Here is a 22801-nt window from a genome sequence, read left to right on the forward strand (position 1 = left end):
AGTGAAGGCTTGGTCTGCCACCCCCGCCCGGCGCGTCGCCGTCGTCGGCGTCGCCGCACTCGGTGCCGTGTCGCTCCTCGGCGGATGCGGCTTCGAGACGCGCCAGCAGGCCGCCGCCGTCGTCAACGGCGAGGTCATCCACGAGTCCGACGTGCGTGAGACCTTCGACCAGCTCAAGGCCGCCAAGCTCGACTTCGCCGAGAACATCGTGGTCACCGCGCTCGTCGCGGCGCCGCTGCTCAAGAGCGCCGTCGCGAAGTCGGGCAGCTGGAAGCCCGACGAGACCTACGCGTCGGTCATCGCCTCCATCCCCGGCGCCACCGACACGACGAAGGAGTTCGTCGAGGCGGTCGCTCTCATCCAGTCGCAGAAGATGACGCCCGCCGACGTCGCCGCCTACCGGGCCGACCTCAAGAAGGCCAACATCTCGATCAACCCGAAGTACGGCTCGGTCGTGCAGTCCGACCAGGGCCCCGTCTACTTCACCCTCGGCCAGACGACGCCCAACTGGCTCAAGCCTGCCAGCAACCCGGCACCGGCCCCCGCCGGGTCCGGTGCCACGGGCACCCCGGGGCAGTAGTCGCCACCCCGAGTCGCCACCCCGTGCCCGGTCGCGTCGTCCTGCTCGTCACCACGCCCCGCATCGCGCCGGGGCTGCTGACGCGTGAGGCGTGGACGAGCCTCGGGGAGGCGTATGCCGTGTGGGGTCGCCCCGACGAGCCCCAGGTGGCGGCGCTCGTCGAGGCCGGCGTCGAGGTGGCCGAGCGCGAGGAGGGCCACCCGGCCGATCTCGCGCGCGACCTCGTCGCCGCCGCGGAGGAGGGCGACATCGTCTGGGTCGGCTCGTCCGACGGTGACCCGGGTCTGAGCGACGCCGTCGCCGTCGAGGTGACGCGGCTGCCCGAGCCGCCCGACGTCGAGCTGCTCATCGGCTCGTTCGACGTGCCGGGCGCCCGGCTGCTCGACGTCGTCGCCGTGATGGACCGGCTGCGCTCGCCCGGCGGCTGCCCGTGGGACGCCGAGCAGACCCACGCCTCGCTCGTGCCCTACCTGCTCGAGGAGGCGCACGAGGCGATCGAGGCGATCGAGAGCGGCGACCCCGTCCACATGCAGGAGGAGCTCGGTGACCTGCTGCTGCAGGTCGCGTTCCAGTCCCGTGTCGCCGAGGAGCACCCGAACGAGCCGTTCGGCATCGACGACGTCGCCGGTGGGCTCGTCGACAAGCTCGTGCGCCGCCACCCGCACGTCTTCGCCGACGTCGAGGCCGACACCGCCGATGCCGTCGCCGCCAACTGGGAGTCGATCAAGGCCGACGAGAAGCAGCACCGCACGCACCCCGTCGAGGGCGTGCCGCACTCGCTGCCGGCGCTGGCCCGCGCGGAGAAGTACGTCTCCCGCCTGCACAAGGCCGGCCGTGACGACCTCGTCGACGCCGCCGTCGCGACCGGTGACCTCGGTGCTGAGCTGCTCGCGATCGTCCGCCGGGCCAAGGCGTCCGGCATCGACGCCGAGGCCGCCCTGCGCGAGACGCTGCGCTCCCTGGCTGCCGCCAGCGAGGCGGTCGGCGCAGATGGCGGCGGCGCCTGACCCCCGCCCCTGCTCTCCGGGCCTGCCCCCCTGACGGTGCGCGACGGCACACACGGCACACGGCACACGGCATACGAACGCGGGACAGCGACGGCATACGGCCTCGGGACGGCGACGGCATACGTCCTCGGGGTCTGCCGGCGGGACGGTGACGGAGAGGGCCGCGTCGACCGGGTGAAACGACGCGACCCTCTCCGGGTCCGGGGCGGCGGCCGGTGGCTGCCGGGCTGGCGTCAGTAGGCGCCGCGGGGCCTGACGACCGCGTGGACGGTCTTGGCCAGGATCGACAGGTCCTGCACGAGCGACCAGTTGTCGACGTAGTAGAGGTCGAGCCGCACGGTGTCCTCCCACGAGAGGTCGCTGCGGCCGGAGACCTGCCACAGGCCGGTGACGCCGGGACGCACGTGCAGGCGCCGCTGGACGTCCGGCACGTAGCGGCGCACCTCGGAGGGCAGTGCGGGGCGAGGTCCGACGAGGCTCATGTCGCCGTTGACGACGTTGACCAGCTGCGGCAGCTCGTCGATGGACAGGCGGCGCATCAGGGCCCCCACCCTCGTGACGCGCGGGTCGCGGGCCACCTTGAAGAGCACGCCGTCGCTGTTCTGGTTGAGGTGCGTGATGCCCGGCAGCTGGGCCTCGGCGTCGACGACCATGCTGCGGAACTTGAGGCACTCGAACAGCTCGCCGTCGCGACCGACGCGGGTCTGGCGGAAGAGGACGGGGCCACCATCCTGCAGCTTCGTGGCGAGGGCGAAGGTGAGCATGACCGGCGAGGCGAGCAGGAGCAGCGCCGTGGCACCGAGCAGGTCGAAGGCGCGCTTGAGCCCGCGGGAGGCCCCGAGGCTCTGCGGCTGGCCCACGTGCACGAGCGGCAGTCCCCCCACCGGTCGCATGGCGATGCGGCCCGTCGAGATGTCACTGAGGCTGGGCACCACAGCCATCTGGACGTGGTGGCCCTCGAGGTCCCACGCGATGCGGCGGAAGTCGACGGCCGACGGGAATGCGCCCTCGGTGAAGACGACCATGTCGGCCTTCTCGGCGAGCACCGACTCGGCGGTGCGGGTCGTGGTGCCGACGACCGGGACGCCGCGTGGTGTGGCACTGATCGGCCGCGACGACGGGACGAGAGCACCGACGATGCGGAAGCCCAGCCAGGCCTCGCGCTCGAGCACGGCAGCCACGTCGTCGACGTGTGTGACCGAGCCGGAGATCAGGACCCGGGTCAGCAGGTGGCCCCGGGCGTGGGCGTGGTGGACCAGGCGGCGGGCGTACCAGCGCCACAGCAGCACCGCCGGCAAACCCACGGCGAAGATGAGCACGAAGAAGCCTCGAGAGAGGTTGAACTTCGTGAGGTAGCTGAGGATGCCGATCGCCCCGGCCGTCAGGCCCGCCGCGCTGCACACGCGGGCGTACTCGATGGTCCCGACCCCGAAGTGGCTGCTCGTGTAGGTGCCGAGGAGCAGGTTGGCCAGCATCCAGCCGGCCACGATCCACAGACCGACGGACTGCGCCACCTGGTTGACGTCGTTGGCGACGTCGAACACCTCGAGCCCGGTTCTGCCGATCGCGGCCAGCGCCGTCGCAGCCGTGATGATCACGAGATCGCCCCCCGCGATCCCCAGCTGCAGGAGACGCTGGCCGCGACTCCTCTCGCTGTGAGGCTGCGTCACCGGACGCGCACTCACATCGAGCAGAACAACCCCCGCTTCGCGCATGGGCTGACCCATGACAACACCCCACCCCCGGCACCCACCGGTGCCCTAGCCACGAAGAGCTCCACCCCCCCGGATGGTTAGTTGGAGTATGCCTCGGGCTGGTCAGCAAATGGTAAGGAAAAGGTAAACTTCTTTGAAGTGCCCGACTTGCGCCATTCGTGCCCGGACACTGCGTCGCAGAGCCGCACGAAGCGGTCAGCGAGACCTACCCGCCCGTATGTCGGGTCGCTCCGTCGGGCTCCCCGCGCCACGGGCTACGCTCGAACCCGACACCTGTGCTCGGTGCGAGCCCGCACCAGCCGTAGACCACCGAGCACCCCGGACCCATCCACCCACCGTTCGTTCGACATGGCCGGGCCCGCCCGGCACCACGAGCAGCACCAGCACAGGAGAGCCAGTGGCCAGCATTGAGGAGATTGGCGCCCGCGAGATCCTGGACTCGCGAGGCAACCCCACCGTCGAGGTCGAGATCCGTCTCGACGACGGCACGTTCGCCCGCGCGGCCGTCCCGTCCGGCGCATCCACCGGGGCCTTCGAGGCGTCCGAGCGCCGCGACGGCGACAAGGGCCGCTACCTCGGCAAGGGTGTCGAGCAGGCGGTCGACGCCGTGATCGAGGAGATCAACCCGCGACTGGTCGGCTTCGACGCCAGCGAGCAGCGGCTCATCGACGCCGAGATGCTGGCACTCGACGGGTCGGCCAACAAGGAGACGCTCGGCGCCAACGCGATCCTCGGCGTCTCGCTCGCCGTGGCGCACGCCGCCGCCGAGTCCGCCGGCCTGCCGCTCTTCCGCTACGTCGGCGGCCCGAACGCCCACGTGCTGCCGGTGCCGATGATGAACATCCTCAACGGTGGGTCGCACGCCGACTCCAACGTCGACATCCAGGAGTTCATGATCGCGCCGATCGGCGCGCCGACCTTCCGCGAGGCCCTGCGCTGGGGCGCCGAGGTCTACCACGCGCTCAAGAAGGTGCTGAGCGAGCGCGGCCTCGCCACCGGCCTCGGCGACGAGGGCGGCTTCGCCCCCAACCTCGAGTCCAACCGTGCGGCGCTCGACCTCATCCTCGAGGCGATCAAGGCCGCCGGCTACGAGCCCGGCCGCGACATCGCCCTCGCGCTCGACGTCGCGGCGTCCGAGTTCTTCGAGGACGGCTCCTACGCCTTCGAGGGCGCGAGCAAGTCGGCCGACGAGATGGTCGCCTACTACGCCGAGCTCGTCGACGCCTACCCGCTCGTGTCCATCGAGGACCCCCTCAACGAGGAGGACTGGGACGGCTGGAAGTCCATGACCGACCTGCTCGGCAGCAAGGTGCAGATCGTCGGTGACGACCTGTTCGTCACCAACCCCGAGCGCCTCGGCCGCGGCATCAGCAGCAACACCGCCAACGCGCTGCTCGTCAAGGTCAACCAGATCGGCACGCTCACCGAGACGCTCGACGCCGTCACGCTCGCGCAGACCAACGGCTACCGCTGCATGATGAGCCACCGCTCCGGCGAGACCGAGGACGTCACGATCGCCGACCTCGCCGTCGCGACGAACTGCGGCCAGATCAAGACCGGCGCCCCGGCCCGTTCCGAGCGCGTCGCCAAGTACAACCAGCTGCTCCGCATCGAGGAGGAGCTCGACGACGCCGCGGTCTACGCCGGCGCCGGGGCGTTCCCGCGCTTCGACGCGAGCCGTTTCGGGTCGCAGGGCTGAGCCCCGTGGCCGACCGCACGCCGTCCCGCCCGGGTCGCCCGTCCTCGACGGGCCGCCCGGGCGGTGGCGCGCGCCCGGCCGCAGCGCGCCCCTCCTCCCCACGCAGCACGCCTCGGTCGTCCTCGGGCGCGAGCGGCGCCTCCTCTACCGGGGCCCGCACCGGCTCGGGCAGACCCACCCCCCGAGCGGGTGCCGCCAAGGCCTCGGGCACGCGTCCGGGCCAGTCGCGGCCGGGTGCCTCGCGCACCAGCCGGCCCGGTGCGGGCAAGGAACGCCCGGCGCTCGCGGCCCGTCCGCGCACGCCGCAGGCGACCCCGCCCTCCGCGTCGACCGCCTGGGTGCGCGGCGCCATCCTGCTCGGCATCGTCGTCATGCTCGCGGTGACCATCGTTCCCACCCTCCGTTCCCTCGTGCAGCAGCGCGGCGATGCAGCTGCGTTGCAGGAAAAGGTCGCCCAGCAGCAACAGAGCGTGCAGCAGCTCGAGCGTGAAGCCGCGCTGTGGAAGGACCCCGCCTTCATCGAGGTGCAGGCGCGCGAACGCCTCAAGTTCGTGCGAGTCGGCGACCGTGCCTACACGGTGATCGACCCCGCCGCGAATGCGAAGAGCGCTCCGGCCGCCGCGCCTCCGGTCGTGGCCGCGCCCCTGGCCAACGCCTCGGCCCCCTGGTACGGCAAGGTGTGGCAGTCGGTCCAGATCGCCGACCGTCCGACGGCCGGCGTCGCGCGCAAGTGACGTCACGGGACTGACCGGTCTCCGGGCCTCGAGGCCCACCCGCGGTGGTCACGTCCCCGACGCCCGGAGGGAGCACACTGGTGCGACACCGGTCGAAGGTCCCAGCATCGAAGTTCCAGGAGTGAGCCACCCGTGAGTGACCCCGCACGTCCGTCCCGTCCTGCCGTGGACCCTGCCGACCTCACCTCCGTGGAGCGGCAGCTCGGCCGGCCGCCCCGGGGCGTGGCGGAGGTCGCGCACCGCTGCCCGTGCGGCGAACCCGACGTGCTGCGCACCGAGCCCCGGCTGCCCGACGGCACCCCCTTCCCGACGACCTACTACGCCACCTGCCCCCGGCTCACCGGCGCCGTGAGCACGCTGGAGACGGGCGGGGTGATGAAGGAGATGACCGAGCGTCTCGGGCAGGACGAGACCCTCGCGGCGGCCTACGCCCGCGCGCACGAGCACTACCTGACCCAGCGCGCCGAGCTCGGTGACGTGCCCGAGATCGACGGCATCTCGGCGGGCGGCATGCCGACGCGCGTCAAGTGCCTGCACGTGCTCGTCGGCCACTCGCTCGCCGCCGGACCCGGCGTCAACCCGCTCGGTGACGAGGCGCTCGCGATGCTCGACGACTGGTGGCAGCCCACGTCGTGCGCCGCCCTGCACGCGGCCGAGGACGCCGAGCGGGCTTCATCCGAGGCGTCCCGGGAGGCATCTGCAGGGTCCGCCGAGGGCGTCGCCACGGCCACGACGGGCCGCACCGATGGCTGACACGACCGTGCGCGTCGGGGCGATCGACTGCGGCACCAACTCGATCCGCCTGCTCGTCGCCGACGTCGACCCGCCGACCGGTGCCCTCACCGACGTGGTGCGCCGCATGGAGATCGTCCGGCTCGGCCACGGCGTCGACCGCACGGGCGTCATCGCCCCCGAGTCGATGGAGCGCACGCTCTCGGTCACGCGTGAGTATGCCGCCGCGTGCCGAGAGCTCGGCGCCTCGGCAGTGCGCTTCGTCGCCACCTCGGCCTCCCGGGACGCGCGGAACGCCGCCGACTTCATCGACGGCGTGCGCACCGCGTTCCAGGAGCACTACGGCTCCGAGGTCACCCCGGAGGTCGTGTCGGGTGACGAGGAGGCCTCGCTCTCGTTCGCAGGAGCGACGGGAGGCCTTGCTGCGCAACGGGTTTCGGGTCCCTACCTGGTGGTCGACCTCGGGGGAGGGTCGACCGAGCTCGTGCGCGGCACCGACCACGTCGAGGCGGCGCGGTCAGTCGACATCGGCTGCGTGCGCATGACCGAGCGACACCTCGTCAGCGACCCCCCGACGGCCGACGAGATCGCGGCCGCCACCCGTGACATCGACGCGGCCCTCGACGTCGCCGAGTCGGCGGTCCCGGTCGAGGGCGTCGCCGCTCTCGTGGGACTGGCGGGCAGCGTCACTACGATCACGGCGCACCTGCTGCACCTGACGGCATACGACCCCGAACGCATCCACCTCAGTCACGCGCCGGTGGCCGACGTCATCGCGGCGTGCGACGACCTGCTCGCGATGACCCGCGCCGACCGGGCGGCGCTGCCGTACATGCATCCCGGTCGTGTCGACGTCATCGGCGCCGGGGCCCTGGTGTGGCGCCGCGTCGTCGAGCGCGTCGCCGACCGGGCGGCCATCACCGAGGTCGTCACGTCCGAGCACGACATCCTCGACGGCATCGCACTCAGCGTCGCGCGCCGACCCTAGCTGTCCGGGGAGTCGGCGCGCTCGGGGAAGGCCGTCACCCGATACGCGTCCTTGACGGTGACGGTCAGCGGCTCGGTCTGCACGGGCGCACCGGGAGTGTCCCTGAGCACGCGCCGATGATAGCCAGAGTCAGGTGCGGGGGCGGGCTACGGCGAGCACCGGCTCGTCGGACTGCTCGTGCACCCTGCGGCGGTGGGCGCGCAGGCGGGCCGCCATCCAGAGGGCCGCTGAGACCCCGAGGGCCCACGTGCCGTTGGAGACGGTGGCGTCGACGACGCCGTAGGTGACGAAGAAGAGGGTGGCGAAGACGACCGCGCGCATGTGGGCCGCCGAGAGCCGGACCGCGGCGAGGAGCACGCCACCCCACAGGAGGTACCACGGGTGGATCACGGGTCCCGAGGCGCAGAGCACGAGCATCGCACCGGCGGTCGCGAGCACCGGGTTGCGCGGGGCGACCCGCCAGGTGATCCACGCGATGCCCACGAGACCGGCAACGAGCCCGATGGTCTGGGCGATCGGGACCGGGGCCGCGGCCACGCTCTCGGGCATGCCTCCGACACGCATCAGCCACTCGACGACGCTGCCCACGAAGGTCGGCGGCGAGAGCATGGAGCGCAGCGAGACCGGCACCGACAGGTTGGGCACCCAGCCCCAACCCAGCCCGGTGAGCTGGGTGATCGCGGTGAAGGTGAGGGCCATGACACCGCCATAGGTGAGCCCGTGGCGCACCATGGCTCGCAGGCGCGCGGTGGCACCCGGCGCCAGGTCGGTTTGCGCCTGCAGCGCCATCCCGACGATGCCGATCAGGGCGAGCACCGCCGTCTGCTTGTAGGCGGCCGCGGCGGCCAGCGTCATCGCCGCGACGATCAGCTGCCCTCGGCTGGCGAGCAGCAGGGCCAGTGCCACGAGCGCGACCATCACGGCGTCGCCGTGGGCGCCGCCGATGAAGTGCATGATGACGAGCGGGTTGAGCACGCCGAGCCACAGGGCGTGCCGCCCGCTCACGCCGTAGCGCTCCGCGAGGCGCGGGAGGGCGTACGCGAGCAGCCCCACGGCGACCAGCGCGGGCACGCGCATGGCGAGGGCGGACGCGTACGCGTGGTCGGGGAACACCTGGACGACGGCGTGCTGCACCTGCAGGGCGAGGGGGCCGTAGGGCGCCGGTGTCTGCACCCACATCGGGTCGACCTGGTCGGCGAAGGGCCCGGGCACCCAGAAGGGGCCGACGGCATACGGGTCCATGCCGCGGGAGACGATCTTGCCCTGGGCGGCGTAGCTGTAGGCGTCGCGGCTGAACAGCGGCGGCGCGACCATGATCGGCAGGCTCCAGAGCAGCCACGCGAGCGAGGGCGCCTTGCGGCCGTGGACCGGGCGCATGCGCAGCCAGGCGTCGACGAGCAGCGCGAGACCGACGGCGAGCAGGATCGTGGTGAAGACGCGGCCCGCGCCGGTGCCGAGCCACTCGAGCCCGAAGCGCCCGATGAGCGGCGAGACCGGGGTCTCGAAGGTGTCGCCCGGGAGGAATGCGGGGCTGATCGAGCCGGCCGCGACGAGCGAGGTTCCCAGCGTGCCCCGGCGGACCATCGGGTCGGCCCAGCTGCGCTGCAACGCCGCGGTGAAGCGCTCGGCGAAGTCGGCGCCGAACTCGGCGACCGCAGTGGTGAGGCTCGGGTAGGGGCCCCGGCGCACCCGAGGGGGTGCAGTCGTCGTCGCCCCCGCGACACGATGCTCCAGCACCCGTTTGCTCCTTCGATTGAGGGGTCCGCGTCGCCGACGCGGCACAGTCCATGAAGGAGCGCGTGGATCAGGCCCCTGGACCTCGTTCTCGGCGGCCATTCTAGGTGTAGTCGCGAGGTGGGTGACGGGGCACGCCCAAGGGGTGGGCGGTGCGTTACCGAACCGTGCCCTGGCGACGGTTGAGCAACACGTACCCCCGGAGGGACTCGAACCCTCACCGTTGGCGATTTTAAGTCGCCTGCCTCTGCCGGTTGGGCCACGGGGGCGCGGCCCCAGTATGCCGGGGCGTCGTCCTCACGCACCGAGTCGGGTGCGCCGGGAACCTATGGGTGGGGTGCGTTCGCTTAATGTTGGGGACAGTCGTCACGCCCATGAGCGGGTCGTGGCACCCAGTGCTTCGAGGAGCGCACTCACATGGCAGGTGGAAACCCGGTCTTCGACCGGCTCAACAAGCAGATCGAGAAGGAGCGCTACGCCGGTTTCGGCGCTCCCCAGGGCAGTCCGCAGCAGCCGGGCAGCCAGACACAGGCGGCGACCACGGGTTACGCGACCCAGGACGCCATGTCGGCGCAGCAGCTCGACGAGATGTACGCGCGCCAGAGCGCCGGGTCCGTCGACACCGGCCGCGTCACGCTCGACGACGTCATCATGAAGAGCTTCGGGCTCTTCGCCCTCCTGGTCACCGCAGGAGCCGTGACGTGGGTGATGGTGTCCGGGTCCCCGGGCCTCGCACGCCCGGTCTGGCTCGGCGGCATGGTCATCGGCCTCGTCATCGGGCTCGCGATCGCGTTCATGAAGACGGTCTCGGTGCCGCTCATCGTGCTGTACTCCGCGGTCGAGGGAGCGTTCCTCGGGGCGTTCAGCTACACGATCAACACGATCCCCAACTACAAGGGCGTCGTCCTCATGGCGGTGCTGGCCACGGCCTGCACCTTCGCCGGGATGTACGCCGCGTACGCTTTCGGCCTCGTCAAGGTGAACAACCGCACCCGGCGCATCTTCACCTTCATGCTCATCGGCTACGCCCTCTTCATGCTGCTGCAGCTCGTCCTCCAGTGGACCGGCGTGCTGAGCGGCTGGGGCTTCGGCGGCAGCGGCATGCTCGGCATCGGCCTGTCGATCCTCGGTGTCGGCCTCGCGGCCTGGTCGCTGGCGTTCGACTTCGACTCCATCGACCACGCGGTGCGTCTCGGCGCCCCGGCCAAGTACTCCTGGCTGCTCGCGCACGGCCTCATCGTGTCGGTCGTCTGGCTCTACATCGAGTTCGTCCGCCTGTTCGCGCGACTGCGCGACTGACCGCGTGACACCTTCGGCACCTCAGGGCGCGGGTTCGCCGACCCCGCCCGAGGTGTCGGACGAGCTCCGGCGCGTGGTCGAGCGGTGGCACCAGCTGCCGCTCGACCACGCGCTTTCGTGTATGCCGTCCGTCCACCTCGTCGTGCAGCAGCTGGCCGACCGCGTGGCGGGCGAGCGCGGGGTCGATCCTCTTGAGGTGCCCGACCTCGGGCCAGCCGTCCTGATGGACCAGCTCGCCGTCATGGTCCGCGATGCGTGTGCCGCCGGTGCCGGGGGAGACCTCGCTGACCGCCTGGCCACCCTCCGCAGCTCCCTCTGAGGTGGGCCACGGTGCCCAGTGCACCGTTATGTGGGTGGGTCGCGCCGGAGGGTCCGGCCCGCGGTGCCCAGTGCACCGTCATGCGGGTGGCTCGGGCCGGAGCCTCTGGCCCGCGGTGCCCAGTGCACCGTCATGCGGGTGGGTCGCGCTGGACGGTCAGGCGGCGGTCCGCCCCGGGAAATGGTCACGCCACTCCCGCGAGGTCGCTCGCGCCTGGACGCCCCTGCCCCGTAACGCCTGCACCACGCGGTCGATGGTCCGCTCGGGGGTGCGGAAGACGTCGTCGGCGATGACCACGACGAAGCGCCAGCCGTCACCCTCGAGGTCCTCGCGTCGACCCACGTCGGCCTGCCACTGCGGTGCTCGTTCGACGTGGTGACGGCCGTCGTACTCCAGCACGAGGCGGGCGAGCGGCCAGGCGAGGTCGAGGCGGTACGAGCGGCCGGACCCGCAGCTGCGCACCACGTGCTGCGTCTCGGGCTCGGGCAGGCCGGCGAGCACCACGAGCAGCCGCAGCCGGGTCTCCATCGGCGACTCGCCACCGCGTCGGACCAGCGCGGCGGCGCGCCGGGCGGTGCGGACTCCCCGGCCGTGGTGCGTCGAGGCCGCGGCCACGAGGGTCTCGGGACTCGTGCAGCCTGCGTGCACGAGCGAGTCGCCGAGCACGACGAGGTCGATGAGGCCGAGGAGGCCGGCCAGGTCGAGAAAGGTGCGCTCGGGGGTCGTCATCGGCAGGCCACGGTGCACCACGACGGGTGGGCGCTGGGGGTGGCGGTGGGCACACACACCCTGGGCGACCATGCGCCGGCGTCGGGGAAGGCCGACGTGGACGTCCGCAACGTGCGGGACCACACCGCCCCACAGCTGGGCCGCGGTCTGGTGCGAGACGAACGCGTCGGCAGGAGCTGCGAGCAGGGCAGCGCGCGCCCGGACCCACGGGGTGACCGGCACCCCGGCCGAGATGTAGACGCCGGTGAGCAGCCGTTGGTAGCGAGGTCCCTCGAGCCGCGCGCGCGTCAGGCCTGCAGCACGAGCGGTTGCGAAGGTGAACGGGCGTCGAGGGTCGAAGGCGGCCACGAGCGCACCCTCACACGGACCGGGTCGGGCCGGGGAGCGGTTTCCACAGGCCCCTGCCCCCATCCCCAGCGGTGCCCAGTGAACGGTGATGCGGGTGGACCACAGGGATCCACCCGCATCACCGTGCCTTGGGCACCTGACTGTCGGCGCTCAGCTGAGGCGCTCGAAGATGACGGCCATCCCCTGGCCGCCGCCGACGCACATCGTCTCGAGGCCGAACTGCTCGTCGCGCTCGCGCAGCGCGTTGATCAGGGTGCCGGTGATGCGGGCACCCGTCGCGCCGAACGGGTGGCCGATGGCGATGGCACCGCCGTTGACGTTGAGCTTGTCGTAGTCCATGCCGATCTGGTCGGCGGAGCCGATGACCTGCGCCGCGAAGGCCTCGTTGATCTCGTAGAGGTCGATGTCGCCGATCGAGAGGCCGGCGCGCTTGAGCGCGAGGTTGGTCGCGTCGACCGGGCCCAGGCCCATGATCTCGGGTGAGAGGCCGGTCGCAGCGGTCGAGACGACGCGGGCGAGGGGCGTCAGGCCGAGCTCCTTCGCCTTGGTGTCGCTCATGATGACGAGGGCGGCCGCGCCGTCGTTGAGCGGGCAGCAGTTTCCGGCCGTCACGGTGCCCTGCTGGCGGAAGACGGGGTTGAGACCCTGCACGGCCTCGAGGGTGACGCCGGCGCGCGGCCCGTCGTCCTTGCTGACGACGGTGCCGTCGGGCGTCGTGACCGGCGTGATCTCCCAGTCGAAGAAGCCGCGGCCGATGGCGGCCTCGGCGCGGTTCTGGCTCGTGACCCCCCACTCGTCCTGGCGCTCGCGCGAGATGCCGTATGCCGTCGCGACGTTCTCGGCCGTCTGGCCCATCGCGATGTAGATGTCGGGAAGCAGGCCGTCCTCGCGGGGGTCGGTCCACGTCTCGTTGGTCTCGGCGATGCGCTTCGTGCGGGCCTGCGCCTCGGCGAAGCGGCCGTTCTGCTGGTCCTCCTTGGCGCCGCCGGCACCGGCCCAGTCGGTGTACTGCGACACGCACTCGACACCGGCCGAGACGAAGATGTCGCCCTCGCCCGCCTTGATCGCGTGGAAGGCCATCCGTGTCGTCTGGGCCGAGGAGGCGCAGAAGCGGTTGATCGTCGCCGCCGGGGTCGCATCGAGGTCAAGCAGCGTGGCCACGACCTTGGCCATGTTGGAGCCGTGCCGGCCGGAGGGCTCGGCGCAGCCGAGGTAGAGGTCCTCGACGAGGCGCTTGTCGAGGCCGGGGACCTTGTCGAGCGCGGCCTGGACGACGGTGGCAGCGAGGTCGTCGGGGCGGACCTCCTTGAGCGAGCCCTTGAAGGCGCGCCCGAACGGCGAGCGGGCGGTCGAGACGATGACGGCTTCGGTCACGAGGCTTCTCCTGCTACTTCATCGGGAGGGGATCCACTAAGCGCTTGCTCAGTCAGTCGATGGTAGGACGTCCTCGCACCGGTTGGACAGGGCGCCGCCCATGACCTGCGTCTCGCTGCGCCCCCGCTAGGCTGACCGGGTTGTCGGCGCGCACCCGTGCCGGCCCCGGCCCGGATGCTCACCCCGGACCGACCGACGATCAGGGGGCACCACCCATCATGAACACCTTCACGACGCGCGCCATCGCCGTGTCCGGCGCCATCGCGATCAGTCTCGGCGCGGCCGCCTGCTCGAAGTCCGAGACCCCCGCGACCGGCTCGAGCAGCACCACCCCCGCCGCCAGCGCCAGCGCCGGCACGTCCACGTCCGCCTCCGCGGCGGCGAGCGACGCCCCGCAGGCGTCCGAGATCCTCACCAAGGCGAAGACGAGCGCCCTCGCGGCGACGTCCGGTGCCTTCGTGGGTCAGGTCGACCAGAGCGGCAAGACCATCAAGATCGACTTCAAGGGCACGAGCGACGGCAAGACCGCCGACATCACCATCGACATGGAGGGTGACGGCAAGGCGCGCGTCATCTCCCTCACCGACGCCGTGTACATCCAGGCCGACGCCGAGTTCTGGAAGAAGCAGGGCGCTCCGGCGTCGGTTCAGAAGGCCGGCAACAAGTTCATCAAGGCCCCGACCTCCGCCGGTGCCCTGACCGAGAGCCTCAGCCTCAAGACCTTCCTCGAGAAGGCGTTCGGGGCGGTCACGCCCAGCCAGCTGGCGACCGACGTCGCGAGCGAGGACGTCAATGGCGTGCCGTGCTGGGTGCTCACCGACAAGAAGGGCAAGGCCGAGGGCGCCCTCTACGTGTCCAAGGACAAGTTCGAGGTCGTGCGCTTCACGGGTTCCTCCGACAGCCCGGGCCAGCTCGACTTCTCCAAGTGGAACGAGGACCTCGGCATCAAGGCGCCCGCCGCCTCCGAGATCATGAAGATCGGCTGACCAGCCGCACCGTGTGTCGAGGGGCCCGTCCGCAACCCGCGGACGGGCCCTTTTCGACGTGGCTAGCGCGCGACGGTGTCCGAGGTGGTGTCCTCCGAGGGGGCGCCCTCCGAGGGGGCGCCCTCCGAGGGGGCGCCCTCCGAAGGGGCGTCGTCGCGGATGAGCTCTCCGGGCGCGCCTGCGACGGGACCGGCATCGTGCTTGGCGGTGTCTCCTGCCGTCGCGGCCGGCTCGCCGACCTCGGACGGTGCAGCGAGGGGCACGGCCGGTCGGATGCGGTGCAGCAGCACCGCCCACCGGCCCTGGGCCCCGCGGACCTGCCCGTCGACCTCGGCCGGCGCCACCTCAGTGCCGGGCTGGGTGACCGCCCGCATGGCCGCCTTCGCGACGGGCCCGACGCTCTCGCCGCGACGCAGGTTTGGCTCGGTGGGCGCGCTGCGCTCGCCGAAGAGGTCGAGCGCGGCGCTGACGGTGGGCAGCAGCGCGGCGGCGACGCGCGCATAACCTGCCGGGCTGGGGTGGAAGCGGTCCTTGCTGAACATCACCGTCGGCTCCGCCGAGAAGGCCTCGCTCAGCAGGTCGCCGACCGACACGGCCCGGCCGCCGGCCTCGACGACCGCGACCGTCTGGGCGGCGGCGAGGTCGCGCGACCAGCGGCGGGCGAGCAGCCGCAGCGGCTGCGGCACGGGCTCGATGGCCCCGAGGTCGGGGCAGGTCCCGACGACCACCTCGGCGCCGGCCTCGCGGAGGGAGCGCACGGCCATCTCGAGGTGGCGCACGGCGACGGAGGTGTCGATGCGGTGCGTGACGTCGTTGGCGCCGACCATGATCACGGCGACGTCGGGCTCGGGCACGGCGGACAGGCCGCGCTCGACCTGCTCGTCGAGGTCGGGGGACTCGGCGCCGATCACGGCGACGTTCGTCAGCTCGACGGGTCGGCCGCTGAAGGCGGCGACACCGCTCGCGATGGTGGCGCCGATGGTCTGGTGCGCGTGGTCGGCGCCCATGCCGACGCCGGTGGAGTCGCCGAGCACGAGGAACTGCAGCGGCATGCCGTGGCCGGAGCCGTAGGTGCCGCTGTCCGCGGGCGCACCCTCGAAAGGCTGGCCGACGATCCGCCGCGCCATGCGGGCCTCGGCCCGCAGCAGCCCGTAGCCGAGGAGGCTGAGGGCACCGAGGCCCGCCACCCCCACTCCGCCGCCGTACGCCGCCTGCTGGGCGATCCTGCGTGCGCGCCGTGCACGCCCCATCTCGAAGGCCCCCTTCTCCTGCGTTCCTCGATCAATCGGGTCCACCACGGTAACGCCCGGGCCGGCGACTCCGTGCCCGGTTCGTCCAGGTCCGCTCGCGTCCCTCGGGGGCTGCCGGCCCGCGTTCCCGGGGGAGATCCCGGCCGAGTGCTCGGGCGGGACCACCGGTCTCGACCAGTGGGACAGGCCTCCTAGGATGGGCGGGTGAAGTATGCAGAGAACGTCGCCGACCTCGTCGGAAACACCCCCCTGGTCAAGCTCGGCTCGGTCGTCGCTGACGCGGGGGTGAGGTGCACGGTGCTGGCGAAGGTCGAGTACTTCAACCCGGGCGGCTCGGTGAAGGACCGCATCGCCCTGCGCATGGTCGAGGCGGCCGAGCGCGAAGGCCTGCTCCAGCCCGGCGGCACCATCGTCGAGCCGACGAGCGGCAACACCGGCGTGGGCTTGGCCCTCGTCGCCCAGCGCAAGGGCTACAAGTGCGTCTTCGTCTGCCCCGACAAGGTGAGCCAGGACAAGCGCGACGTGCTCAAGGCGTACGGCGCCGAGGTGGTCGTCTGCCCGACGGCGGTCGAGCCCGAGCACCCTGACTCCTACTACTCGGTGAGCGACCGCCTCGTCCGCGAGATCGACGGCGCGTGGAAGCCGAACCAGTACTACAACCCCGAGGGCCCCAACAGCCACTACCTGACGACCGGCCCCGAGGTCTGGAACGACACCGACGGCAAGGTCACCGTCTTCGTGGCGGGCGCCGGCACCGGTGGCACGATCAGCGGCACCGGCAAGTACCTCAAGGAGGTCAGCGACGGCGCCGTGCGCGTCGTCGCCGCCGACCCCGAGGGCTCGGTCTACTCCGGCGGCACCGGCCGCCCCTACCTCGTCGAGGGTGTCGGCGAGGACTTCTGGCCGGGCGCCTACGACCCGTCCGTCGTCGACGAGGTCATCGCGGTGAGTGACGCCGACTCCTTCGAGATGACGCGCCGGCTCGCCCGCGAGGAGGGCCTGCTCGTCGGAGGCTCCTGCGGCATGGCCGTGGTCGCCGCCCTCCGCGCCGCCAAGGACCTGCCCGAGGACGCCGTCGTCGTCGTGCTGCTGCCCGACTCGGGCCGCGGCTACATGAGCAAGATCTTCAACGACGAGTGGATGCACTCCTACGGCTTCCTCAACGACCACACCGAGGAGACCGTCGGCTCGGTGCTGCACACGAAGTCGGGCGACATGCCGGCCCTCGTGCACACCCACCCCAACGAGACCATCCGCGATGCCGTGCAGATCCTCCGCGAGTACGGCGTCTCCCAGATGCCGGTCGTCAAGGCCGAGCCGCCCGTCATGTCGGGTGAGGTCGCGGGGTCGGTGAGCGAGCGAGCCCTGCTGCAGGCCCTGTTCACCGGTCACGCGCACCTCGCCGACTCGGTCGAGAAGCACATGGAGCCCGGGCTGCCTCTCGTCGGCGCCGGCTCACCCGTGTCCTCCGCCCGCAAGGAGCTCGAGGACAGCGACGCGATCCTCGTCGTCGAGGACGGCAAGCCGATCGGCGTGCTCACCCGCGCAGACCTGCTCGGCTTCCTCGCCGACTGACAGGCACCGACTTCGTATGCCGCTGGGCCCGCTCCTCTCGGAAGCGGGCCCAGCGGCATTGGGTCGAAAACTGGTGTGGCTCAGGCGTCCTGGGCGGCCTTGGCGCTGGCCTTCTTGGCCTGCTTGAACTCTCGCACCTTGAGCAATGAGTCACCGTCGACGACATCGGCCACGGAGCGATAGCCGTCGAGGGCGTAGTCGCCGGCGGCGGCCTCCCAGCCCTCGGGCCGGACGCCCAGCTGCTTGGCGAGCAGCGCCACGAAGATCTGCGCCTTCTGCTTGCCGAAGCCGGGCAGCTCCTGCACCCGCTTGAGCAGCTCCTTGCCCGTGGTGGCCTCGGTCCAGAGGCGAGTCACGTCGCCGTCGTAGCGGCTCTCGACGAGGGCGGCCAGCTCCTGCAAGCGGGCGGCCATCGAGCCGGGGAACCGGTGGATCGCCGGCGGCGTGCTCGCCATCGCCTTGAACTCGTCGGGGTCGGCGCCCGCGATGGCGGCGGGGTCGAGCGTGCCGAAACGGCTCAGCACCTTGTAGCCGCCTCGGAAGGCGTGCTCCATGCCGTACTGCTGGTCGAGCATCATCCCGACGACGACGGCGAACGGGTGCTCGTCGAGCACCTGGTCAGCGGCGGGATCGCCCGCGATCTGGAAGCCCATGCAAGGCATGCTCTCACGGTCCCCGCCGGCTCGGTCGCCGCTCGATCTCCGCTCGTGCGTCGCTCACGCGCCGCTCGTGCCGCGCCCGACCCACCGGGACGGGCCCGGGCCGATGCGTGCGTCACCGGCCGTCAGGGACGCGACGAGGCCGCTGACGGCGTCCTGGGCACCCGGCACCACAGCGAGGTGCAGCACGAGACCGTCCACCGTCCACTCGGCCGCGGTGACGTCACAGCCGTCGCGCCCGCGCAGCGCGTTCTCGACACGGGGACCGTCGGTCGCGCTCACCTCGACGACGAGCCCCTCGCGCAGCTCCATCGCGACCAGCGCGGCCGAGGCCAGAGCCGCCGCGACCGCATCAGCGTAGGCGCGGATGAGACCGCCCGTGCCGAGCAGTGTCCCGCCGAACCAGCGCGAGACGACGCCGACGACGTCGGTGAGCTGGTGCCCGCGCAGCACGTCGAGCATCGGCGCGCCGGCGGTCCCGGACGGCTCGCCGTCGTCGTTGCTGCGCATCGTCGCCCCGTCGGGGCCGAGCACGTATGCCGTGCAGTGGTGTCGCGCGTCGCGGCTGCCCGCGCGCACCTCGTCGATGAAGGACCGAGCATCCTCTTCCGACGTCGCCGCGGCGACGTCGCACACGAAGCGGGACCGACGGACCTCGACCTCCGCCCGAGCCGGCGACGCGAGGGTCAGGTAGCGGCGTGGCGGGCTCAGCGGCATACCTTCTCTCGGGGTGGGCGGAACCCCTCGAGTATGCCGCGTGTCCGGGTAGGGCTCCCCATTGCACGGGGACGCCCGGGCGGGTGAGGATGGGTCCGGTTTGCAGGGGGGAAGGGGAGTTCTGTGTTCTCGAAGGGTGCTGACGTCGACGCGCTGCGCGACTCGGCTTGGCGGATGGCGTCGTTCGGCAACGAGATCGACGTCGTGCGGGCGCGCGGCCAGCGCGCCGTGTCGACGATGCAGCGGGCCTGGCAGGGACCGGACCTGCAGCACCTCGTCGAGAGGTGGCGGCGGGTCGAGCACGACCTCGCACGCATCAGTGCCGACTTCGACAGGCTCTCGCGTCGGCTCCACGACAACGCCGACCTGCAGCACCGCTCGAGCGGGCGTCCCAGCGGCGCGTCGGTTCACACCTCGAGCCACACTCCAGGCCATTCGTCGGGCCACGTGTCCGGTCATTCGTCAGGTCACGCGGTGGGTCACGCGGCCTTCGGTCACGTCGTCGAGCAGGCCGCAGTCGGGCACGGCGGCGGAGGGCGTCCCCAGTCGCTGTGGGCCGGGCACGTGGGCGCCTCGGTCGTCGCGGCTGCTGGCACTCCGCAGGTGCACACCGCGATGGGCTGGGCCCAGTGGATCGGCGCCGGCCAGGCCTTCGAGCTGCAGCACGGAGTGCCCGACGGCTGGTTCCACCCGGCGCCGTCGGCGACCGCGGCGGCCACCGCCGCGCACGAGCTGGGACTGCCCATCCGCTGACCCGGCGTCGCCGGTGCCTCGGCGTCGTCGTCAGAGAAGGCCGCCCAGCCACAGACCGACCCCCGCCGCAGCGACCGAGCCGAGCAGCGTCGCCACGGCATACCCGACGCCCGCGCTGCGACCTTCAGCGACCCACAGCCGCACGCTCTCGACCGATGCCGTGCTGAACGTCGTGTAGCCACCGCAGAAGCCGGTGCCGAGGACGGCCCGCACCGTCGCGCCCGTGGAGTCGGGCGGGCCCGCGGCCAGAAGCCCGGTGAGCACGCCCAGCACCAGCGAGCCGGTGACGTTGATGAGCAACGTGCCCAGCGGCATACGGAAGGGGTTGTGCCGGGAGACGAGCGTGTCCGTGAGGAAGCGCGAGACGGCGCCGATGCCACCGGCGACCGCGAGGAGGAGCACCGTCATCGACGCACCCCTTGCGCATGCCGTGTGATGCGGCGCGCACCGGCGAATCCGGCGGCAGCCGCGCCCGCGCCGAGGACGATGCTGCCGACGGCGTAGACGACACCCACCGCGAGCGACCCGGACGTCAGACGCTGGGCGGTCTCGACGGCGAAGGTGCTGTAGGTCGTGAAACCCCCGAGCAGGCCGGTCCCGAGCGTCAGCCGGGCGGCCCGGCGGCGGCCCGCGTCGGCGCCGGTCCGTGCCAGTGTCTCGAGCAGCAGGCCGAGCAGCAGCGACCCGATGACGTTGATGGCCAAGGTGGTCCAGGGGAGTCCAGCCGGGTCGGCGGGGGCCGCGTTCTCGAGAGCGGCTCGCACACCCGTGCCGAGCGCACCCCCTGCGAAGACGAGGCCGAGAAGGCCGGGATGCCGGTGTGCCGACCGGGGCGCGCGTGGCGTCGCGGTCGACACCCGGTCGGGCTCGCTCCCGGTCACTCCCACGGTGCCCGCTCGTCCCAGTCGACGACGCTGACGGGAACGACGATGACGGGCCGGTGCTGTCGGTGCGACAGCTGCATCGACACCGACCCGTTCACGAAGTCCGCGATCCGGTGATGGTGCCCGACGTGCGTGCCGACGACGAAGGCCGCGGCGTCGACGGCCCGGGCAAGGTGCGTGAGGGCGCGATCGGGTCGCCCGGCGAGATAGCGGAAGTGCCACGGCACGTCCTGCCCCTCCATCCACTCGCCGACGGTGCCCTTCAGCGCTGCCTCACGCTCGGGCCAGAGATCGTCGTCGATGTCGGGGTCTATCGACAGGTGGCGCACCGTGCCGTCCGCGTTCTCGACGTCCGCGTAGCGCGACGTGTCGACGTGGGCGAAGTAGAGGGCGCTCGCGGCGGTCGCCCGGGCCAGCGACACCGCCGTCAGGGCGACGAGCGGCGACTGCTGGGCGACGACGCCCACGACCAGCGGGTGGCCGGCGAAGTCGGTCATGCGCGAGGGGTGCGGCTGGGGTGGCACACGCTGGCCCATCGGTGAGTCTCCAGACACTCGGTGACAGGCGCGGCGCCCAGGCCTGCCCATCGCCGCGGCCCCACGGCCGCGGATGAACAGGAACCATCAGCCGGTCGGCGGTTCGGACACCTGCGTGCCCTGGCGGGATCCATCGCCGGGAACCACTTTAGCCTCAACCGAGGAAGCGCTCGAGGACGATGTCGACGAGCTCGTCGGGTGCGGGCTCGTCGGGGACGAGGAGCGGCGCCGTGACGACATCGGCTCCTGCCTTGGCAGCGAGGTCGGCGAAGAAACCCGGAGCGAGCAGGTACGTGGCGACGACGACACGATGACCCGGAACGCGCTGCGACACAACGGCATCCGCAAGTCGCGGGGCGGCGGCCGAAAGGAAGGCGGTGGTGACCTGACGGTTCAGGAGGCGACCGAGCGCGGCAGCGACGCGGCGGCAGTCCTCCACGGCGGACGGCTGTGACGAGCCCGCCGCGGCCAGCACGACCTCGTCGTCGTCGCCCAGACCTGCCTGCTCCAGACGTCGCTGCAGCAGCTGGGCGAGCCGGTCGTCCGGGCCCAGGGCCGGGGCGACGGTCGTGCCCGGCACGGACTCGGCGGCCTCGGTCAGGTCGACGTAGACGTGGTACCCCGCTGACAGGAGCAGCGGCACGAGGCGGGCCTGCCGACCGTCGGCGAGCGAGGCGAGCACAGCCGCCGGGTGGGGCGGTTGGACGTCGACGTATGCCGCACGCACCGTGAGGTCGGGCCGCCGCGCGGCGACGGCGGCCACGAGCCCGCCGATGGCAGACCGCCCCGCGGGCGACGACGTGCCGTGGGCGGCCGCGACGAGCACGGGCGCTTCGTGGGTCATGGCGCCACTCTGTCAGGTGGCACGGTCGCGTCGTCGCGTCGTCGCGTCGTCGCGTCGTCGCGTCGTCGCGTCGGCTCACCGCGACCCGCCCTGGTGGGAGTCCCAGGAGCCCGCACGCTCAGCCGTGGCGCAGGTGAGCCGGGCGTTACCCGTGCATCGCGCGATCGAAACGCGGATGAAACACGCGCTTCCTACCGTGGGTGACACCTGCAACCGAGCTGCGACGGAAGGAGTCCGCCGTGCTGATCGACACCGACCTCACCGGCGTGCCGGTGCTCGTCGTGGGACCGCCTGACGCCCTGCCCTCGGTGGTGCGCCGCTACTCACGGGCGGGGGCCGTGGTGGCCACTGCGGGCACACCGGATGCGGTGACGCCCGAGGCGTGCGCCCGAGCCCGCGTGGCCGTGCTGGTCGGCCCGGCGGTCACGTGGACCGCCGCGCGTGCTGCTCTCGCGGGCGACTGCGTCGTCGTCACCGATGTCGCACTCGCTCCTGAGCCGCCGCCCGAGCGAGAGGATGCAGTCCGCTCCGAAGGTGACGCCGGCACGTCGTCGACCGGTCGTGTCGTCCTCGTCGGTGCGGGTCCCGGGGGTCTCGAGCTGCTCACGCTCGCCGGGGTGCGGGCCCTTGCCGAGGCCGACGTCGTGCTCACCGACCGGCTCGCGGAGGTCGGCGACGTTGCCGCCCTCGCTCCCGGCGCCGAGGTCATCGACGTCGGCAAGCGTCCCGGACACCACGCCGTGCCGCAAGCGGAGATCGAGCGGCTCATGGTCGAGCGCGCCCGGGCGGGCCGCGTCGTCGTGCGGCTCAAGGGCGGCGACCCGTACGTCTTCGGGCGGGGTGGCGAGGAGGTCCTCGCAGCCGTCGAGGCCGGGCTGCCCGTGACGGTGGTGCCCGGAGTCTCGTCGGCGTTCGGTGTGCCCGGGGCGGCCGGCATACCAGTGACCCACCGGGGAGTCAGCCACGTCTTCACCGTCGTGTCGGGGCACGTACCCCTCGAGCCGCACCAGGCCGCCTCGCTGGCGACGCTCGGCGGCACCGTCGTCTTCCTCATGGCCATGCACAACCTCGTGCCGATCACGACCGCGCTGGCGCGAGCGGGACTCTCGCCCGACACCCCGGCGGCCGTCGTCGAGCGTGGCTTCACGCCCGACCAGCGCAGCATCGTCGGCACCGTCGGCACGCTGCCCGACCTCGCCTCCCGCGCTGGCGCGTCGTCGCCGGCGGTGATCGTCGTCGGCGAGGTCGTGCGCCAGTCTGACGTGTGGGCCCGGCGCGCTGGTGCGTGCCCCGCCGCGTACGAGAGCCCGGCCCTGGGCGCCGTCGGGTGACCGGCGAC

The 22801-nt window shown here is 72.2% G+C and carries 23 protein-coding genes, 1 tRNA gene and 1 riboswitch; of the genes, 12 read left to right on the plus strand and 12 right to left on the minus strand.

Annotated features, from left to right (window positions below; all coding sequences use genetic code 11):
- Position 1 precedes the first annotated feature (1 nt).
- On the plus strand, positions 2-580 hold the full coding sequence (locus tag AB4091_RS16495; protein WP_442292904.1) for a hypothetical protein: 579 nt from the start codon (positions 2-4) through the stop codon (positions 578-580).
- Positions 581-603: 23 nt separating this feature from the next.
- Positions 604-1587, plus strand: a complete 984-nt coding sequence (locus AB4091_RS16500) for a MazG family protein (protein WP_442292906.1) — start codon at positions 604-606, stop codon at positions 1585-1587.
- Between the two features lie 233 nt (positions 1588-1820).
- Here AB4091_RS16500 and AB4091_RS16505 read toward each other — a convergent pair whose 3' ends face one another.
- On the minus strand, positions 1821-3185 hold the full coding sequence (locus tag AB4091_RS16505; RefSeq protein WP_442292908.1) for a sugar transferase: 1365 nt from the start codon (positions 3183-3185) through the stop codon (positions 1821-1823).
- A gap of 514 nt (positions 3186-3699) precedes the next feature.
- Between AB4091_RS16505 and eno the strand changes: the two genes are divergently transcribed.
- The 4 genes from eno (at position 3700) to AB4091_RS16525 (ending at position 7455) form a co-directional block, all read left to right on the plus strand.
- Positions 3700-5001: a phosphopyruvate hydratase gene (eno, locus tag AB4091_RS16510; RefSeq protein ID WP_442292910.1), complete on the plus strand. Its 1302-nt coding sequence runs from the start codon at positions 3700-3702 to the stop codon at positions 4999-5001.
- Between the two features lie 5 nt (positions 5002-5006).
- A complete protein-coding gene (locus AB4091_RS16515) occupies positions 5007-5735 on the plus strand; it encodes an FtsB family cell division protein (protein WP_442292912.1) in 729 nt (242 codons plus the stop codon).
- Positions 5736-5867: 132 nt separating this feature from the next.
- Positions 5868-6488 (plus strand): DUF501 domain-containing protein, encoded by a 621-nt coding sequence (locus AB4091_RS16520; protein WP_442292914.1) that lies wholly within the window; start codon positions 5868-5870, stop codon positions 6486-6488.
- A complete protein-coding gene (locus AB4091_RS16525) occupies positions 6481-7455 on the plus strand; it encodes a Ppx/GppA phosphatase family protein (RefSeq protein ID WP_442292916.1) in 975 nt (324 codons plus the stop codon). The genes AB4091_RS16520 and AB4091_RS16525 overlap by 8 nt, the downstream gene beginning before the upstream one ends.
- A gap of 129 nt (positions 7456-7584) precedes the next feature.
- Here the strand turns inward: AB4091_RS16525 and mptB are convergent, their stop codons facing one another.
- Both mptB and AB4091_RS16535 read right to left on the minus strand, forming a co-directional pair.
- Positions 7585-9192, minus strand: a complete 1608-nt coding sequence (gene mptB, locus AB4091_RS16530; RefSeq protein WP_442292918.1) for a polyprenol phosphomannose-dependent alpha 1,6 mannosyltransferase MptB — start codon at positions 9190-9192, stop codon at positions 7585-7587.
- Positions 9193-9383: 191 nt separating this feature from the next.
- Positions 9384-9458: transfer RNA gene (locus AB4091_RS16535), tRNA-Leu, on the minus strand.
- A 148-nt stretch (positions 9459-9606) separates the two neighbouring features.
- Here AB4091_RS16535 and AB4091_RS16540 point away from each other — a divergent pair.
- Positions 9607-10488, plus strand: a complete 882-nt coding sequence (locus AB4091_RS16540; RefSeq protein ID WP_442292920.1) for a Bax inhibitor-1/YccA family protein — start codon at positions 9607-9609, stop codon at positions 10486-10488.
- A 4-nt stretch (positions 10489-10492) separates the two neighbouring features.
- Entirely contained in the window at positions 10493-10807 is a 315-nt protein-coding gene (locus AB4091_RS16545) for a hypothetical protein (protein WP_442292922.1), read from the plus strand.
- 156 nt (positions 10808-10963) lie between these two features.
- Here the strand turns inward: AB4091_RS16545 and AB4091_RS16550 are convergent, their stop codons facing one another.
- Together AB4091_RS16550 and AB4091_RS16555 are read right to left on the minus strand one after the other, a co-directional pair.
- Positions 10964-11884: a DUF559 domain-containing protein gene (locus AB4091_RS16550; protein ID WP_442292924.1), complete on the minus strand. Its 921-nt coding sequence runs from the start codon at positions 11882-11884 to the stop codon at positions 10964-10966.
- A gap of 150 nt (positions 11885-12034) precedes the next feature.
- Positions 12035-13258, minus strand: coding sequence for an acetyl-CoA C-acetyltransferase (locus tag AB4091_RS16555; protein WP_442292926.1), 1224 nt, complete (start codon positions 13256-13258; stop codon positions 12035-12037).
- A gap of 218 nt (positions 13259-13476) precedes the next feature.
- Here AB4091_RS16555 and AB4091_RS16560 point away from each other — a divergent pair, with 218 nt between their 5' ends.
- Complete coding sequence (locus tag AB4091_RS16560) at positions 13477-14244, plus strand: hypothetical protein (protein WP_442292928.1); 768 nt, start codon at positions 13477-13479, stop codon at positions 14242-14244.
- Positions 14245-14306: 62 nt separating this feature from the next.
- Here AB4091_RS16560 and AB4091_RS16565 read toward each other — a convergent pair whose 3' ends face one another.
- Positions 14307-15494 carry an SGNH/GDSL hydrolase family protein gene (locus AB4091_RS16565; protein ID WP_442292930.1) on the minus strand — a complete coding sequence of 396 codons (1188 nt, stop codon included), beginning with the start codon at positions 15492-15494 and terminating at the stop codon, positions 14307-14309.
- Positions 15495-15698: 204 nt separating this feature from the next.
- Between AB4091_RS16565 and AB4091_RS16570 the strand changes: the two genes are divergently transcribed.
- Complete coding sequence (locus AB4091_RS16570; protein ID WP_442292932.1) at positions 15699-17069, plus strand: cystathionine beta-synthase; 1371 nt, start codon at positions 15699-15701, stop codon at positions 17067-17069.
- An 80-nt stretch (positions 17070-17149) separates the two neighbouring features.
- On the opposite strand, the gene AB4091_RS16575 is transcribed toward AB4091_RS16570, so the two are convergent.
- Together AB4091_RS16575 and AB4091_RS16580 are read right to left on the minus strand one after the other, a co-directional pair.
- Positions 17150-17722 carry an HhH-GPD-type base excision DNA repair protein gene (locus AB4091_RS16575; protein ID WP_442292934.1) on the minus strand — a complete coding sequence of 191 codons (573 nt, stop codon included), beginning with the start codon at positions 17720-17722 and terminating at the stop codon, positions 17150-17152.
- Between the two features lie 63 nt (positions 17723-17785).
- Complete coding sequence (locus AB4091_RS16580; RefSeq protein ID WP_442292936.1) at positions 17786-18445, minus strand: IMPACT family protein; 660 nt, start codon at positions 18443-18445, stop codon at positions 17786-17788.
- Between the two features lie 123 nt (positions 18446-18568).
- Here AB4091_RS16580 and AB4091_RS16585 point away from each other — a divergent pair, with 123 nt between their 5' ends.
- Positions 18569-19198 carry a hypothetical protein gene (locus tag AB4091_RS16585; protein WP_442292938.1) on the plus strand — a complete coding sequence of 210 codons (630 nt, stop codon included), beginning with the start codon at positions 18569-18571 and terminating at the stop codon, positions 19196-19198.
- A 30-nt stretch (positions 19199-19228) separates the two neighbouring features.
- On the opposite strand, the gene AB4091_RS16590 is transcribed toward AB4091_RS16585, so the two are convergent.
- From AB4091_RS16590 to AB4091_RS16605, 4 genes are all read right to left on the minus strand, one after another.
- Positions 19229-19606 (minus strand): fluoride efflux transporter FluC, encoded by a 378-nt coding sequence (locus tag AB4091_RS16590; protein ID WP_442292940.1) that lies wholly within the window; start codon positions 19604-19606, stop codon positions 19229-19231.
- The gene (locus AB4091_RS16595) at positions 19603-20085 is read right to left on the minus strand and encodes a CrcB family protein (RefSeq protein ID WP_442292942.1); all 483 of its coding nucleotides are present in this window, start codon (positions 20083-20085) and stop codon (positions 19603-19605) included. The genes AB4091_RS16590 and AB4091_RS16595 overlap by 4 nt, the downstream gene beginning before the upstream one ends.
- Complete coding sequence (locus tag AB4091_RS16600) at positions 20076-20579, minus strand: universal stress protein (RefSeq protein WP_442292944.1); 504 nt, start codon at positions 20577-20579, stop codon at positions 20076-20078. The genes AB4091_RS16595 and AB4091_RS16600 overlap by 10 nt, the downstream gene beginning before the upstream one ends.
- A gap of 110 nt (positions 20580-20689) precedes the next feature.
- A riboswitch (Fluoride riboswitch) is annotated at positions 20690-20765 on the minus strand.
- 7 nt (positions 20766-20772) lie between these two features.
- Complete coding sequence (locus tag AB4091_RS16605; RefSeq protein WP_442292946.1) at positions 20773-21462, minus strand: sirohydrochlorin chelatase; 690 nt, start codon at positions 21460-21462, stop codon at positions 20773-20775.
- 239 nt (positions 21463-21701) lie between these two features.
- Between AB4091_RS16605 and cobA the strand changes: the two genes are divergently transcribed.
- Positions 21702-22793, plus strand: coding sequence for a uroporphyrinogen-III C-methyltransferase (gene cobA, locus AB4091_RS16610; RefSeq protein ID WP_442292948.1), 1092 nt, complete (start codon positions 21702-21704; stop codon positions 22791-22793).
- The last annotated feature ends 8 nt before the right edge of the window (positions 22794-22801 follow it).

It is taken from the genome of Terrabacter sp. 2RAF25 (assembly GCF_052115265.1).
Lineage (GTDB): Bacteria > Actinomycetota > Actinomycetes > Actinomycetales > Dermatophilaceae > Terrabacter.